A 14,877-nucleotide genomic window follows, 5' to 3' on the forward strand; every position below is an offset into this window, starting at 1 on the left:
CAACAGTGGCAAGCGAATCGGCTCAGCCGGGAGGAGTTGTGTTCCGGACATCATTTTCCCCAGTCAGTCATTTAGGCGTAAATTGGGTCTCATGAATCGATTGCAAGATAGGTGCCAACGATTCAATGCATTGTGCAAATGCTGCTCCCCGCACTTGCAAGACCCGTCCAAACAGCATACCCCCGTTTTCCCCCCTTCGTTTTACGAAAATGAAGAAAAAAAGCCGCTCGCTTTTCGCGAACGGCCTTTAGGACTCGCTGCCGGCCTGAGATCGTCATAAGCGCCGGCGTTCGCGTCAGTTCGAACCAGCCACCTTCGGCTGTTCCTCATACATCAGCAACGGCGGAGCGTCCCCGGTGATGGTGTTCTCGTCGATCACCACCTTTTGCACGCCCTTGTAATTGGGCAAGTCATACATCACATCCATCAGCGACTGTTCGAGTATCGAACGCAAGCCGCGTGCACCCGTCTTGCGACGGATCGCCTTGCGGGCAATCGCGGACAGCGCGGCCGGACGGATTTCCAGCTCCACGCCTTCCATCGCCAGCAGCTTCTGGTATTGCTTGATCAGCGCGTTCTTGGGCTCGACCAGGATCTGCATCAGGGCGGCCTCGTCCAGCTTGGCCAGCGTCGCCACCACCGGCAGGCGGCCGATCAGTTCCGGGATCAACCCGAACTTGATCAGGTCTTCCGGCTCGACCTGCGGCAGCACCTCGCTGGCCTCGCGCTCTTCCTTGCTCTGAACCTGCGCGGCAAAACCGATGCCGGTCTTGTCCGAGCGCTGCATGATGACCTTTTCCAGGCCGTCAAACGCGCCGCCGCAGATAAACAGGATGTTGGTGGTATCCACCTGCAGGAAGTCCTGGTTCGGATGCTTGCGGCCGCCCTGCGGGGGCACCGAAGCCATCGTAYCTTCGATCAGCTTGAGCAGAGCCTGCTGCACGCCTTCACCGGACACATCGCGGGTGATGGACGGGTTATCCGACTTGCGCGAAATCTTGTCGATCTCATCGATGTAGACAATGCCGCGCTGTGCCTTTTCCACCTCGTAATTGCAGTTCTGCAGCAACTTCTGGATGATGTTTTCCACGTCCTCGCCGACATAGCCGGCTTCGGTCAGCGTGGTGGCATCGGCGATCACGAACGGCACGTTCAGCAGGCGCGCCAGCGTTTGCGCCAGCAACGTCTTGCCCGAGCCGGTGGGCCCGATCAGCAGGATGTTGCTCTTGGACAACTCGACGTCGTCCTTCTTGCCGAGGTGCTTCAGGCGCTTGTAGTGGTTGTACACCGCTACGGCCAGGATCTTCTTGGCCTGCTCCTGCCCGATCACGTACTGATCCAGGCTCTCGCGGATCTCGTGGGGGGTGGGGAGATCGGACTTGGCCGAGGCGCCCGCATCCTTGTCGGATGCGGCTGCCTCGTCGCGGATGATCTCGTTGCACAGATCGATGCATTCGTCGCAAATGAACACCGACGGGCCGGCGATGAGCTTCTTTACCTCGTGCTGGCTTTTGCCGCAGAACGAGCAGTAAAGGAGCTTCTCACTGGATGAACCTTTTTTATCCGCCATAGGAATCAGTCACATTAGCAGTGTGCGTGCCGCAGTGCCGGAGCGCTGCGGGGATACGCTTCAAACGCATCATACGCCAAAAAAATTGGCGCGGCGGGTAGACCCCCACGCTGTGGGGCAAAAGCAAAAAACGAGGCACAAGGCCTCGTTTCTGCATAGCCTTCTTCGTTGCGGCCGGACGGCGATACCCTAAGGATCACCGCCCGGCCCCTGCCCGGCCCGCCTTGCGGCAGCCGGGCCGGTCTGTCAGGCACGGCGGGTGAGCACCTTGTCGATCAGGCCGTAGTCCACTGCCTGATCGCCGCTCATGAAGTTGTCGCGATCGGTATCGCGGGCAATCTTCTCGACCGGCTGGCCGGTGACTTCCGACAGGATCGTGTTGAGCCGCTCGCGCAGGTACAGGATCTCGCGGGCCTGGATCTCGATGTCCGAGGCCTGGCCGCGCGCGCCGCCCAGCGGCTGGTGGATCATGATGCGCGAGTTGGGCAGCGCCGAACGCTTGCCCTTGGCGCCAGCCGACAGCAGGAACGCACCCATGCTGGCTGCCATGCCCATGCACAGCGTGGCCACGTCCGGCTTGACGAACTGCATGGTGTCGTAGATGGCGAGGCCAGCCGACACCGAGCCACCCGGCGAGTTGATGTAGAGCGAGATGTCCTTGTCGGGATTCTCGCTTTCCAGGAACAGCAGCTGTGCGACCACCAGGTTGGCAGTCTGGTCGTTGACTTCGCCGACCATGAAAATCAACCGCTCCTTCAACAGGCGCGAGTAGATGTCATAGGCGCGCTCGCCCCGGCCGGACTGCTCAACCACCATCGGCACCAGCCCCAGTCCCTGCGTTTCCAGGGCGGAGGCCTGCGTGGTAGCCAGACGGTCAAGCAAATCATTGCGGGTCATGCAAGTTCTCCTGGAGTTCGGTAAGAGACAAGGCTGTGGCCGGCGCGCCATGCGCTCCGGCCACGGGCCAGGCTCAGGCCTGCTGAGGCTGGTTGTTGCCTTCGGCAGTCAGTTCCTCGAAGGACACCGTCTTTTCGGTGACCTTGGCCTTGTCGCACACGAAATTTACCACGTTGTTTTCCAGCACGTAGGCTTCCATCTCGGCCAGGCGCTGCTGGTCACCGTAGTACCAGCGCATGACTTCCTTCGGGTCTTCGTAGCTCTTGGCGAAGTCCTCGATCTCGGCCTTGATCTGGTCGGCCTTGGCGTCCAGGCCGTGAGCCTTGACGATCTCGGCCAGAATCAGGCCCAGCTTGACGCGGCGCTCAGCTTGCTGGGTGAACATCTCGGCCGGAATCGGCATGTCCTTGGCATTCGGCATGCCGCGCTGTTCCAGGTCGCGGCGAGCCATTTCCACCAGGCGCTCCTGGTCTTGCTCGATCAGGGCCTTCGGCACTTCCAGCTCGCTTGCCTTCAGCAGCGCGTCCATGACCTGGTCCTTCAGCATGGCGTGCGTGCGGCGCTTGACTTCGCGCTCCAGGTTTTCGCGGATGTCGGCGCGCATCTTCTCGACGCTGCCGTCGGCGATGCCCAGCGACTTGGCGAACTCGTCGTTCACTTCCGGCAGGTGCGCCCACTCGATTTTCTTCAGCGTGACGGTGAACTCGGCGGTCTTGCCGGCCACTTCCTTGCCGTGATAATCCTCGGGGAACGCCAGCGGGAAGGTCTTGCTTTCGCCAACCTTCAGGCCCAGCGCAGCTTGCTCGAACTCGGGCAGCATGCGGCCTTCGCCCAGCACGAAGGCGAAGTCGTCAGCCTTGCCGCCGGGGAATTCCACGCCGTCGATCTTGCCGACGAAGTCCAGGGTCACGCGGTCGCCGTTCTGGGCGGCCACTTCACCGCCGCCGTCGCCGTGCTCGCCGGCTTCGCCACGGGTGTGGTAATGCACGCGCTGCTTGCGCAGGATGTCGATGGTCTTGTCGACTTCGGCATCAGTGATTTCGGTCTTGGTGCGGGTCACTTCGGCGCCGGCCAGGTCGCCCAGCTTGACTTCCGGATAGACCTCGAAGGTTGCGTCGAAGGCCACTTCGTCTTCGTTCACGCCGTCGGTCTTGACCTCGAACTTCGGCTGGCCGGCAACCTTCACATCCTGCTCTTTGGTGATGTCGAAGAACTTGCGTGCAGCCTTGTCGAAGCGGACTTCGAATTCGACTTGCTGGCCGTACTGCTTCTCGACCATCTTCATCGGTACCTTGCCGGGACGGAAGCCGGACATCTTCACCGTCTTCGAYAGGCGAACCAGACGTTCCAGCTTTTCCTTTTCGACTTCGGCCTTGGGAATGGCCAGGGTCACCTTGCGGTCCAGTTTGCCAAGGTTTTCAATGACATTCGACATGGTCGTTGATCCAATCCAGAAATGTTGTTGTGTTCGTAAGCGCACCCCGCTCGCGTGCCCGACAAGACACAGGCAAAGCGACGGCAAATGCCGATGCCCGGTACGCGGGCGCTATCGAAAACTGCGGGTACGCGCGGAAAACCGACGAACCCGGAGCATCCGGGCGCAGGCCCACGCAAACGGAAAACGGGGATTATCGCACGGTTTTCATTCGGTTCCGGCAGTTTTTAGCCGGGAACCGGCTCGGATGGCGCGGCCGCGCCTTCCGCCTCGCTTGCCACCTGCCCTTGCCGCAAGGCACGGACCAGCAGCCGCGCGGGGTCGATGGCCTCGGCCAGTTCGAGTTCGAGCGGTAAGGGCTCTCCTTCGATTTGGCTGGCCAGCAACTCCGCCCCCAGTGCCGCCCATGTGAGGCCACGCGAGCCATATGCAAGTGCCGCGTAGAGCCCGGAAAGACGAGGGATATCCCTGAGACGCGCGCCGCGAAGCGCGACGGCGTCGCGCGCGGCCTGCGCCTCATCGGCAATGCGGCCGATCAGCGGCAGGCGATTGTGTGAAACACTGCGCACGCCAACGTAGCCGCGCAGGGCCGCCGGATTCAGCCGGGCCGCGGCGGCGGCGAGATCCGGCAATAGCAAGCCCAGCTTGGCAAGATTCTCCGCGTGCACTTCCGGGCGCTCGGCGAGTTCGCCCTGCCCTTCGGCGGCCGGCTCGTAGCTGGAGCCGACCCGCGCACTACCGTCGCCGGCCCTTGGCAACAGATAGCCCGAGCCGGTCACCACGCAGTCCGGCCAGGTGCCCAACTGCTCCACTTGCGCGGCCTCGAGCGTGGTCAGCTGCCCGCGCACGCGGTCGATCGTCATATGGTGCAGCGGCAGCAGGCGCAGCGCCTCGTGCGCGTTGGCGAGGACCATCACCGGCGCCTGCGCCATCACCGCCCCGGCGTCGTCCAAGGYCTGCCAGCCATCCGCGGCACGTACCAGCCGCGCGACCCGGCGGCCAAAATGCGTCGTCACCGCTGCTCCGGCCTGCGCCAGTTGCGCGTGGCAGATGTCGGGCGGCGGCGCCCAGCCGCCCTGCCCGAACCAGAGTCCGCCATGGGGAACGGCGGCGCCATGCCGGCGCGCGGCTTCCTCGGGCGGCATCCAGCGCGCGAACGCTTCGGGAAACCCCAGCGCGGCCAGCGCCGCCCGCTGGATTCGGGCGTCCTCCGCGTCCGCGCCAATCTGCAGCACGCCGCACCCCTGCCAGCCCGGCGCATGCCCTGCCGCGGCCAATGCCTCCCAGGCTCTCAGAGAGAACAGGTTCCCGGCGCGCGACAAGCGCGACAGGAGGCTGTCGTCCGACGACAGATGCGGGTGCATGGCTGCCGCGCGATGCGCGGAAGTCAGTCGCGCGGGGCCATCATGCGCGTCGAACAGCGTCACACGCCAGCCGCGTGCGGCCAGGCGCTCCGTGACCGCGCAGCCAGCCAGCCCGGCACCGATCACGATGGCGTGTCGCCCGGGCCAGTTAGCGGCGGCTGGCGGGGGATGCCGGCGCTGGCCGCGCGCCGCGGGGAAGCGCGCCACCGTCATATGCCACTTGCTGCCGTAGCCGGTCGCCCGCTTCACCTCGAAGCCAGCTGCCTGCAAGCCGCGCCGGAAAAAACCGGCCGCCGCATAGGTCGCCAGCGTGGCCTCCGGACGCGCCAGCCGGGCGAGCCGCTTCATCAATGGCGGCTGCCACATATCGGGATTGCGATCGGGCGCAAAGCCGTCCAGGTAGAACGCATCGACGCCCAGCGCCAGCCTTGGCAACACGGTATCGATATCGCCGAACGCAAGCGTCAGCACGACCGCCCCGCCCTCGAATTCCAGCCGGTGCAGCCCGGGCAAGGTCAGCGGCCATGCCTGCCGCAACTGCGTGGCCAGCGGCGCCAGTTCCGCCAGGCCGGGCAAATTGGCGTGGACGGYGGCGAGACCGTCGCTGGTGAACGGGTGCTTTTCCACCGACACGAAATGCAGCCGCCGGCAACGCGCGGGATCGGCCCGCCACGCCTGCCACGTCGCCAGGAAGTTAAGCCCGAGGCCAAACCCGGCCTCCAGGATTACGAACTGGTCGCGCCCGCCCCACGCGCCTGGCAAACCGTTGCCCGCCAGGAAAACGTGCCGGGCCTGCTCCAGGCCACCCTCGTCGCTGTGGTAGACATCCCCGTAACGCTGCGAGTATGGCGGGCCCGAGGCGGCGAAAACGGGCTCGGCGAGATCTAAGGCGCGGGTCATGGACAAAACTTGGACAAGGAGGGGACGGAGAACGTCGGACAGGAATGGGTCGGGACAAGACGCTGGCGCGCAGGCCGGGGCACCATGGCGAGCCAAGGCGCCCGGGATGCTAGCGTCTCGCGCGGCACCGCGAACAGCCGTACGGCAGCGCCAGAGCCCGGCGATGGTAGCATAGCGCCCTGTGCCGCCGGCCCGTCCAGGCCGGCATCGGCACGCCCTTTTCCCGCCTCGCCATGCTCAGCTACCGTCACGCCTTCCACGCCGGCAACCACGCCGATGTTCTTAAACACGCCATCGTGGTCCAGTTGCTGGAGCAGTTGAGCCAGAAAGACAAGCCCTTCTGGTATATCGACACGCACGCCGGCGCCGGGCTTTATGCGCTCGACCACGCTTACGCGCAAAAGAAGGGCGAATACGAAACCGGCATTGCCCGGCTGTGGCAGGCCGCCGCCGCCAAGCGGCCCATGCCGACCTTGCTCGAGGACTACCTGGAACAGGTGCGTACCCTTAATCCGGACGGCAGCCTGAAGCACTACCCCGGTTCGCCCTGGCTCGCCTGGCAGATGCTGCGCGACGCCGACCGCCTGCGCCTGTTCGAGTTGCACAGCACGGAAATCCAGGTGCTGCGTGAGAATTTCCGCGGCGCCGGCCGCCGCGTCATGCTTTACGACGGCGACGGCTTCACCGGAATCAACGCCATCCTGCCGCCGCCCCCCCGCCGCGCGCTGGTGCTGATCGACCCCTCCTACGAAGACAAGCAGGACTACGCCCGCGTGCTGCGGACCCTGCAGGATGGCCTGCAGCGCTTCGCCACCGGCATGTACGCCATCTGGTATCCCGAAGTGCAGCGCCGCGAATCGGTGCAGTTGCCGGTGCAGTTGAAGAAGCTGCCGCTCAAAAGCTGGCTGCACGTCAGCCTGCGCGTCAAGCATCCGGTTTCCGGCGGGCTTGGCCTGCACGGCAGTGGCATGTTCATCGTCAATCCGCCGTGGCGCCTGAAGGAAACCCTGGAGGCGGCCATGCCCGCCCTGGTGACGCTGCTGCGCCAGGATGATGGCGCGGGCTTCACGCTGGAAGCCCAGGAAAGCTGATCCTCGCGCCAGCCGCGCGCGCTCAGCGGCGGATGGCCGACTCGACGAAGTCGGCCCGCCGCGCAGCCGGCAAACGCGGCACTTCCAGCAGTTCATAGCCGTAACCGGCATAGACGCTCACCATGGCGTCATAGGTGCGTGCCGCCTCCTGCGGCGATTGCCGGCGTTCCGCATCCCGGCTGTAAATATCCTCCCAGGGCGGCAGGATGAAGACGCAGCGGTGATAGCGAAGCAATCGCGCGGCGGCGTCGATATGCGGCGGCACCGGCAAACCCGACAGGCTCAGGTAGCCGGCCACATCCGGCACGCCGCGATCGAAAAACACCGGTTCGACCCGGCCCGCATGCGCCCGGTGGTTGCGCATCTCGCGCGACAGCATCAACTCGGCGAACAAGCGCGGATCCACCCACGGCAGGCCGGGGCCGTTCACCAGCGTTTGCTCCTGGATAATCTCGCGCCCGACCTCGTCCGAGGTAGCGTATCCCCGGCGCGCCAGTTCGGCGATCAAGGTGGTTTTGCCGGCGCCGGGGCCGCCGGTGAGGATGAAGAACGGAGATGTATCGGTCATCAATGGCAATCAGGATGGGGTCGGTTCAGCGCGCCTGATCTTGGGCGGGGACGGAACCGGCGCCAACGCGGCGCCGTGACACGACAAGCGATTACAGCAGGCACCCCGCCGGTAGGACAAGAATCACTTTGGTCCTTCCCGCCCGTCCGCCATACTGGATATTCCCTTTCACATGCAGCATCGGCATGGAGACAAGCCATGTGCGTCAACTACGCGCCCGTGCAGGCGGCCGTTTTACGCGATGTCTTCGGCCTCACTTGTCCGGTGCGGGAATGGCCCCCCGAAACATGGCCTGACTACGTCGCGCCACTGCTCGTGGCGGACCACGACGGCCAGCGGCAATGCCTGGCCGGCACCTTCGGGATGGTCCCCAGGAAGCGCATTCCGCCCGGCGTCGCGAGGTTCGACACCACGAACGCGCGCTCGGAGTCGGTGGGTGAAAAACGGACGTTCTCGGCGGCGTGGAAACAGGGTCAGCTATGCCTGATACCAGCGCAGTGCTTCTATGAGCCCGACTACGCAACCGGCAAGGCGGTACGCTGGCGGATCTGGCTCAAGGATGGCGAGCCCATGGCAATCGCCGGCCTCTGGCGCGCATGGCCTGGCGAAGGCGGCCAGGACGTCTTCAGCTTCACCATGCTGACCATCAATTCGGAGCACCACCCGTTGATGCAACGCTTCCATGCGCCGGGCAAGGAAAAACGGATGATCGTGATCGTCCCGGGCACGGAGTGGGATGATTGGCTGACTTGCAGGAATACGGAACTGGCGCGCAGCTTCCTGCGCCCCTACGCCGCGGAAAAGCTGGCCGCCGAGCCCGCACCGCTGCCGCCGCGGATTGCGGCAGGATCTCCGGGTCCGAATCGCGGGCATCCGTACGGTATCGAGGGCCCGGTTGCGCTATTTCGCCAGGATTCGGGGACGCGCCCCCCGGCAAGTCTGGAAAGGGGCGCTTTATCGCTGGCCGCGCATCGCGCGGGCTGCCCGGTGACGCGGCTTTGGCGAGACATTCTCGCGCCCGTACATTGAGCGACATATGCATCGGGAATACCAGATCTAAGCATCTTCTACTTGGCCCGCGAACGGCGAGACCGTAGCATTCCCAGGTCATCGGCTCATCGGCGCGAGGCATGCCAGCCAGCGCATGCGCCAGTACAACGATGTCGATTCGACACGGCAGGCGCGCCAACGCGGCCCGGCCGCCGTGCACCCGGACAGGACCGGCTACCAAAAAGCCGGCCGCCGGAAATCTGTACAAGGGTCAAGGGGTCATATGAAGATATTTAGCGGAATCAGCAACGGGTGGGCAGCGGAAACCGAGGCGACGGACGGAGGGATCTGGAAAAACACGATTGCCGCCGCCAGCCATGCGCTTGAGACCGTGGCGCTGGTCGAGCATGGCGTAGGCATGACGCTGAAGCTGCAGCGCAAGGTCCGCGCGCTACGCGAACGGCTGCGCACAACGCAAGCCGAACTCGATCGTTACCGCGACATGCACGCCCACGCCATGGAGGCGTTGCGTCAGACCGAAAGCATCGTGCCGCAGGACACGAGCCAGCTACGGGCGGAGGGCGAAGCCCTGCAGATGCGGCATCGTGCCTACAAGCTGCTGGTCGAGCACTATGCTCGCGCCGGCATCCCCATCGACCTGGCTGTCTTTGCCAGGCAACGCCGCCGGGTTCTCCAGCACATCCTGTTCCAGCAACGCCGGGGCGTGGCCGTCGCGCAAATCAGCGTGGACGATATCGCGTTCCTGCTGCGTTGAGCGACCGGCACCGATGAGCGGCGGGCTTTCGCCCGCGCTCCGCGCTGGCATTTTCAGCTTGCCGGCAAGGCGGCGGGAAAACCCGTTGTCATGCGACGTGAACCGTCTTCTCTTCCGGCCGGTTCATGTCGGCATCGACGAACATTACCCACTTAAATGATAATGCGTTGCATTTTCAATCATGCGCCTGCTTGCGCATCGATCGCCAGTTGCTGCGCAATAGCAATAACACTTCGCACTTGCCCGCCGCGGGCATCGTGCTGACGACGACCTACGTGCATCGCTGGCAGRCCCGCCGGGGCGCCGCGGGGATTCTTCTTGTAGAATTCGATATACTGTATATGCATACAGTAACCGAGGCGGCCCGCCCCCGAGTCCTTTCTCGCGGCCGGGGCGCGTCGTCAACCCCGTTCGCTGACGCCATGTCATTTGCCCCCCGCCGCATCGCCCACCTGGATATGGACGCTTTCTATGCGTCCGTCGAGCTGTTGCGGTATCCGGAACTGCGTGGCATGCCCGTGGTGATCGGCGGCGGACGGAATGCGGTGCCCGAGACGCTTGAAGACGGAAGCCGGCGCTTTGCGCGCCTGCGCGACTATGCGGGACGGGGCGTCGTCACCACCTCGACTTACGAAGCGCGCGCGCTCGGCGTTTTTTCCGCCATGGGCATGATGAAGGCAGCCCAGCTCGCGCCTGATGCCATTCTGCTGCCCACCGATTTCGATTCGTACCGGCACTACTCCCGGCTCTTCAAGGCGGCCGTCGCCACGTTCACGAGCCAGGTCGAAGACCGGGGCATCGACGAAATCTACATCGACCTGAGCGATGTGCCAGGCGAGCCCGCCGATATCGGCAGCCGCATCAAGCAAGCGGTTCGCGAGGCCACGGGGCTAAGCTGCTCCATCTGCATCGCGCCCAACAAGCTCCTCGCCAAGATCGGATCCGAGCTGGACAAGCCCGATGGGCTTACCCTCCTGACGCCGGAAGACATCCCGCTGCGCATCTGGCCGCTGCCGGTGCGCAAGGTCAACGGCATCGGCCCGAAAGCCACGGAGAAACTCGCCGTGCTCGGCATCGCCACCGTTGGCGACCTCGCCAGCGCGGACCTCGGACTACTGCAGACCCATTTTGGCCGCAGCTATTCCGCGTGGCTCGCCGAGATCGCGCAAGGTCATGACGAACGCCCCGTGGTCATCAGCTCGGAGCCAAAGTCGATGAGCCGCGAAACCACGTTCGAGCGCGACCTGCATCCGCGCCACGATCGCCAGRCTCTCGGCGAAGTTTTTACCGGCCTGTGCCAGCGCCTTGCCGAAGACCTGCGCGGCAAGGGCTACGTCGGCCGCACCATCGGCGTCAAGCTGCGCTATGACGACTTCCACACCGTCACCCGCGACCTCAGCATGCCGGTCCCGACCGCCGACGCCACCTTGTTGCGGCGCGCCGCCACCGAATGCGTCAGACGCGTTCCGCTGAACCGGAAGATACGGCTACTGGGCGTACGGGTGAGCGCGCTGACGCCAGCCGGCGAGTTGGAGTATGCGTCGGCGCCGGTCCAGGGAGAGTTGCCTTTCGGCGAAGACGAATAACGGTCGCAGCCGATAATCAGGCCGTCTGATAGTGCGGGCACGGGTCGCACCGGAAGGCGATGCAGGCCCTCGGCGCCTGTAGGACGGCAGCACGCCATGGCACGGACTTGTCACCAACGTGACTGAGTGCAAGCGCACAGAGGCGGAACTGCGGGAATTCGCGACAATTGAATTGCTGACACTGCCACCCAATCGACGGCATTTTCAACTCTGACCCGGCCGGACACTAACGTGCAGGCACGGCGGCAGCCGGTCCTGCCCAGGCTGCCGATGCCGCGTCGCCGACGATCCCGGCTGCGTCAGTCTGCCGGCTTCTTCCTGCCTCGCTGCTTCCCGGCGACACGCGTGCCGGACTCGTGTACCGCCCCGCTCGCGGAGCCAGTTGCCGTGCGCTTTCCGGTCGTCAGTACCTGCGCCTGTTTTGTGCCCTTGCCATATTTGCGCACCGAGCGCACGCCCTCGACCTGCATCAGCAACTCAATGGCCGTCAGCAGGCGGTCGATATCCTCGTTGCGCAAGTCCTTGACCAAGCGAGCCACCCGAATGGCCACGCCAGGCGGGAGGATCTCGTCATTCGAGGGAGCGACAGCATCCTCCATGCTGCCGTCCAGCCACAGCCGAGGCAAGCCGAGCTTGGCCTCGATGTCGCGGGCAAGCCGTTCGCCGATGCGCTTCTTTCCGGCCTTGCCTTCCGACGAAAAAACTCGGGAGAAATATGAGGGTTCGCGGTCGACGCGGTCCGCGAGGCGTGCGATCGAGCCTCCGAACTGTTTCTCCAGCACTTGGGCCAGGCGTTGTTCGCGCGTATCTTGGATGTCCATCACTCATTAAACCCGCGCATTACCTCAAGGTAAATTTTCTTCTGGTACTGTAAATTTAGTGACTAAAAGGTAATTTACGGAGCAAGAGGACCTTTCGCTCCCTTCTCGGCGCGATGGTTCGGCGGGGTCGCGCGACACTGACGCGGCAAGCCACGGGCGCGTTGGCACCTTGGCGGCTTCCGTGGATCGAGGACCTGGACTCGCGGCCGGCAAGTCATGATGGTTACCAAGAAGGCTTGTCTTTATATTTACCTTTGGGTAAATTATCGGCGTTAACTTGAAGCGGTATCAGAACCCCGGCATTTCCATACCCAACGCCGGGCTGCATCGCGAGCGCCAGGGCTTGTGTCCGCGCCGGTCCGGCCTGGTTGCGCCCATCGGGGCGACCCCGTATGCCCGGCCATGGAAGTCACGGCCTGGCACCGCGCCCGCCCGGTCACGCCGCATTGCGCCACGGCGCCAAATCCGCGCACCGACCTCGTTGACCTCAAGCACCCACAGGCGAACGACCACGACAAAGGAAACCTCATGCTTATCGGACTTTGCGGCCGTCCCGGCTCCGGTCGAGACCTCGTCACCAGCTACCTGACTTCCGCGAACCACGCCTTCCTGACCGTCACGTTCGACGCCCCGCTGCGCCATATGATCCAGGCCTGCGCCGGCATCAACGACGCGCAGTTCGACGCGGCAAGGCGCAATGATGTCGTTCCCACGCTAGGGAAATCGCCGGTACAGTTGCTAAACGCCCTTCGCGAGTCCTGGATCCGTGCCCGCATGGATCCGGAAGTGCTGGTCAATCACTGTGCCGACGCGCTGGACCAGCTCGCCGGCTGCGATGTGGTGGTACCCGACGTCGCCATCCATGCCGAGGCCGAGTTCATTCATGCGCGCGGCGGCCGGCTGATCCGGCTCGTTTCGGAGCACGGGTACGGCGTTGAACCATTGATCCGGCCACAACTGTTCGACTTCCAACTGCGTGTCAGCGACAAACCCTCCGGCTTGTATGAGGAGCTGGATGCGATCGTGGGCAAAGAGGTGTTCGCGGAGGCTGGCGCGTGAAAGCCCAGCCCTGTCCCGCGTCGGCGCCGGAACCGCCAGCCAACTTTATTCGCAATTCGGTTAGCGCCTAGCTAACATGAAAGCGCAAGCAATCGCATTCAACAGGTAAGCGGCGCAGGCTCCCAACCCCGCCCGGGCATGTTGCGATCAGCAATCCACGCCGGGCTCCGGCGCACCGGCAGTCGACACGGCTGCCGCCTCCGTCCTGAGACTGGCGAGTGCGGTATCAGATCCAGCACGGCCCGATCGTGCTCGACGCGCCAGCCGTGCTCCTCTGGAGGTGCCAATCATGGTCAAGATTCAATTCATCGAACGCGACGGCCACCCCGAGTTCGCGGTGGTGCCCATTGAGGTGTGGGAGCGCATCAAGCACCGGACCGGAGAGTGGGACGATGGCACGCTGCCCGGCCACGCCGAGGCGCGGGAAGACGGCTTTCGGATTCCCGCCGCCATACTGGACGCCGAACTCGCCGGCGACAACCCGATCAAGGCCTGGCGCGAATACCGCCGGATGACCCAGGACGCGCTGGCAACCGCCGCGGGACTCAGCAAGCCCTATCTCAGCCAGATTGAGAACCGCAAGCGCGATGGAAGCGTGGAAGTGTTCCAGAGCCTGGCAGAGGCACTGCACGTGCCGCTGGATGTGTTGGTTGGGCGGGAGGGAAAATGAAACGCGCCCTCCAGCCGGCTCCACATTGCCGTTAGCCCGCATAGGAGATTGAGGCAATCGCGCTGGCCGTCACCGACGCCACCGATGGCAACTTCTGGACTCCGTCCAGTCCACTGACTATAACCGGTTCGGGGCTGAATCCGGTCCAAAGGAGGCGCAACCATGAAGCCGCAACCGTTTGTCGTAACACCGAGCGCCTATCCTCGTGCGCTCGATGTGGTGGGCGAGAAGATTACGATACTGGCATCAAATGCCGCCACGCAAGGCTATGAGATTTTCTTGCAGCAAGGCGATGAAGGCACCGGACCGCCACCGCACAGCCATGACTGGGACGAATCCTTCTACGTGGTCAAAGGCAGTGTCGAAATCAGCTACGGCGGCAATACCCTGGCCGCCACGGCTGGCACGCTCGTTCACTTGCCCGCAGGCACGATTCACAGCTTTCACTTTGGCCCGGGCGGCGGCGAAATGATTTCGGTCACCGGCCAAACCGGGCACGCGACGCGTCTCTTCACCGCAATCGACCAGGAAATTCCTCCGGGGCCGCCGGACGTCCCGAAATTGATCGCGATTGCGGAGAAATGCGGTGTGACGGTTGCGGGCTGATGGGCATGGGCGATCCGATGCCGGGGCGGGTCAATCACCTAGAGTCCCCCACCAACCGTTGGTCTCCTTGCCAGCACCACCCCGACCGGCACCTTAATCAGCACAACCGTCAGATTGCTACCGTACCCCGGGCCTTCACGACGAAGATTTTCAGTATTGTTGTGCAATGAGCAACTATGCGTTTCGCAAACTAGGGTTTATAGCCATAGGGCAAACCCCTATCATGCAGCCTGTTGCGGAGTCCCCAAATTTTGGCGGCTCGATGTCCCCTTTCAATTCATCATGAATATCCAACGTTTCGTTCTGATTGCCGCCACTGTCGCTCTGACCGGTGCCCTGTCCGCTGCTTTTGCATTGGCCAAGGCTGGCGAGTTCGATGTGCGCACTGATGGCGCACGGGCCGGCAGCTCCGACACGTACGCCGATGGCACAAGGGCCGACACGTTCGAAACGTTCCCGGATGGCGCAAGGTCCGGCGGGTATATGTCTTCGTCTTCTTACGGCGCTCCGTTGTAACCAGGAGATTTCGCCGGACTCCCCACTTC

At 63.9% G+C, this 14,877-nt stretch carries 13 protein-coding genes and 1 pseudogene; 8 read left to right on the forward strand and 6 right to left on the reverse strand.

What is annotated here, in order from left to right; all coding sequences use genetic code 11:
• Positions 1–295: 295 nt before the first annotated feature.
• From clpX to mnmC, 4 genes are all read right to left on the reverse strand, one after another.
• Positions 296–1,570: an ATP-dependent Clp protease ATP-binding subunit ClpX gene (gene clpX, locus AC1DKD_RS35735; protein WP_477144336.1), complete on the reverse strand. Its 1,275-nt coding sequence runs from the start codon at positions 1,568–1,570 to the stop codon at positions 296–298.
• A 246-nt stretch (positions 1,571–1,816) separates the two neighbouring features.
• A complete protein-coding gene (clpP, locus tag AC1DKD_RS35740) occupies positions 1,817–2,467 on the reverse strand; it encodes an ATP-dependent Clp endopeptidase proteolytic subunit ClpP (RefSeq protein ID WP_006160857.1) in 651 nt (216 codons plus the stop codon).
• Between the two features lie 73 nt (positions 2,468–2,540).
• Entirely contained in the window at positions 2,541–3,902 is a 1,362-nt protein-coding gene (gene tig, locus AC1DKD_RS35745) for a trigger factor (protein ID WP_035870974.1), read from the reverse strand.
• Between the two features lie 227 nt (positions 3,903–4,129).
• Complete coding sequence (mnmC, locus tag AC1DKD_RS35750) at positions 4,130–6,166, reverse strand: bifunctional tRNA (5-methylaminomethyl-2-thiouridine)(34)-methyltransferase MnmC2/FAD-dependent 5-carboxymethylaminomethyl-2-thiouridine(34) oxidoreductase MnmC1 (RefSeq protein ID WP_477144337.1); 2,037 nt, start codon at positions 6,164–6,166, stop codon at positions 4,130–4,132.
• A gap of 233 nt (positions 6,167–6,399) precedes the next feature.
• Here mnmC and AC1DKD_RS35755 point away from each other — a divergent pair, with 233 nt between their 5' ends.
• Positions 6,400–7,257 (forward strand): 23S rRNA (adenine(2030)-N(6))-methyltransferase RlmJ, encoded by an 858-nt coding sequence (locus AC1DKD_RS35755; protein WP_045237785.1) that lies wholly within the window; start codon positions 6,400–6,402, stop codon positions 7,255–7,257.
• Between the two features lie 22 nt (positions 7,258–7,279).
• Here the strand turns inward: AC1DKD_RS35755 and AC1DKD_RS35760 are convergent, their stop codons facing one another.
• Positions 7,280–7,825: an AAA family ATPase gene (locus AC1DKD_RS35760; protein WP_441634887.1), complete on the reverse strand. Its 546-nt coding sequence runs from the start codon at positions 7,823–7,825 to the stop codon at positions 7,280–7,282.
• Positions 7,826–8,023: 198 nt separating this feature from the next.
• Here AC1DKD_RS35760 and AC1DKD_RS35765 point away from each other — a divergent pair.
• The 3 genes and pseudogenes from AC1DKD_RS35765 to dinB all read left to right on the forward strand — a co-directional run.
• A pseudogene (locus AC1DKD_RS35765) lies at positions 8,024–8,653 on the forward strand (SOS response-associated peptidase); the annotation flags it as partial.
• Between the two features lie 316 nt (positions 8,654–8,969).
• Complete coding sequence (locus AC1DKD_RS35770; RefSeq protein ID WP_441634891.1) at positions 8,970–9,590, forward strand: hypothetical protein; 621 nt, start codon at positions 8,970–8,972, stop codon at positions 9,588–9,590.
• Positions 9,591–10,012: 422 nt separating this feature from the next.
• Entirely contained in the window at positions 10,013–11,176 is a 1,164-nt protein-coding gene (gene dinB / locus AC1DKD_RS35775; RefSeq protein WP_477144338.1) for a DNA polymerase IV, read from the forward strand.
• Between the two features lie 299 nt (positions 11,177–11,475).
• Here dinB and AC1DKD_RS35780 read toward each other — a convergent pair whose 3' ends face one another.
• Complete coding sequence (locus AC1DKD_RS35780; RefSeq protein WP_441634893.1) at positions 11,476–11,997, reverse strand: hypothetical protein; 522 nt, start codon at positions 11,995–11,997, stop codon at positions 11,476–11,478.
• Positions 11,998–12,399: 402 nt separating this feature from the next.
• Between AC1DKD_RS35780 and AC1DKD_RS35785 the strand changes: the two genes are divergently transcribed.
• From AC1DKD_RS35785 to AC1DKD_RS35800, 4 genes are all read left to right on the forward strand, one after another.
• Complete coding sequence (locus tag AC1DKD_RS35785; RefSeq protein WP_477103196.1) at positions 12,400–13,056, forward strand: hypothetical protein; 657 nt, start codon at positions 12,400–12,402, stop codon at positions 13,054–13,056.
• Positions 13,057–13,345: 289 nt separating this feature from the next.
• The gene (locus AC1DKD_RS35790; protein ID WP_441634896.1) at positions 13,346–13,726 is read left to right on the forward strand and encodes a helix-turn-helix domain-containing protein; all 381 of its coding nucleotides are present in this window, start codon (positions 13,346–13,348) and stop codon (positions 13,724–13,726) included.
• A gap of 162 nt (positions 13,727–13,888) precedes the next feature.
• Entirely contained in the window at positions 13,889–14,332 is a 444-nt protein-coding gene (locus AC1DKD_RS35795; protein WP_035870991.1) for a cupin domain-containing protein, read from the forward strand.
• Between the two features lie 282 nt (positions 14,333–14,614).
• A complete protein-coding gene (locus AC1DKD_RS35800; RefSeq protein WP_441634898.1) occupies positions 14,615–14,848 on the forward strand; it encodes a hypothetical protein in 234 nt (77 codons plus the stop codon).
• Positions 14,849–14,877: the final 29 nt, after the last annotated feature.

Source organism: Cupriavidus sp. 05T313, from assembly GCF_056396665.1.

Coding starts and splice junctions, on each gene's coding strand:
- AC1DKD_RS35760 (WP_441634887.1), bottom strand. CDS start 7,825: ATGACCGATACATCTCCGTTCTTCATCCTCACCGGCGGCCCCGGCGCC.
- AC1DKD_RS35795 (WP_035870991.1), top strand. CDS start 13,889: ATGAAGCCGCAACCGTTTGTCGTAACACCGAGCGCCTATCCTCGTGCG.
- clpP (WP_006160857.1), bottom strand. CDS start 2,467: ATGACCCGCAATGATTTGCTTGACCGTCTGGCTACCACGCAGGCCTCC.
- AC1DKD_RS35785 (WP_477103196.1), top strand. CDS start 12,400: ATGGAAGTCACGGCCTGGCACCGCGCCCGCCCGGTCACGCCGCATTGC.
- AC1DKD_RS35800 (WP_441634898.1), top strand. CDS start 14,615: ATGAATATCCAACGTTTCGTTCTGATTGCCGCCACTGTCGCTCTGACC.
- AC1DKD_RS35755 (WP_045237785.1), top strand. CDS start 6,400: ATGCTCAGCTACCGTCACGCCTTCCACGCCGGCAACCACGCCGATGTT.
- AC1DKD_RS35790 (WP_441634896.1), top strand. CDS start 13,346: ATGGTCAAGATTCAATTCATCGAACGCGACGGCCACCCCGAGTTCGCG.
- AC1DKD_RS35770 (WP_441634891.1), top strand. CDS start 8,970: ATGCGCCAGTACAACGATGTCGATTCGACACGGCAGGCGCGCCAACGC.
- AC1DKD_RS35780 (WP_441634893.1), bottom strand. CDS start 11,997: ATGGACATCCAAGATACGCGCGAACAACGCCTGGCCCAAGTGCTGGAG.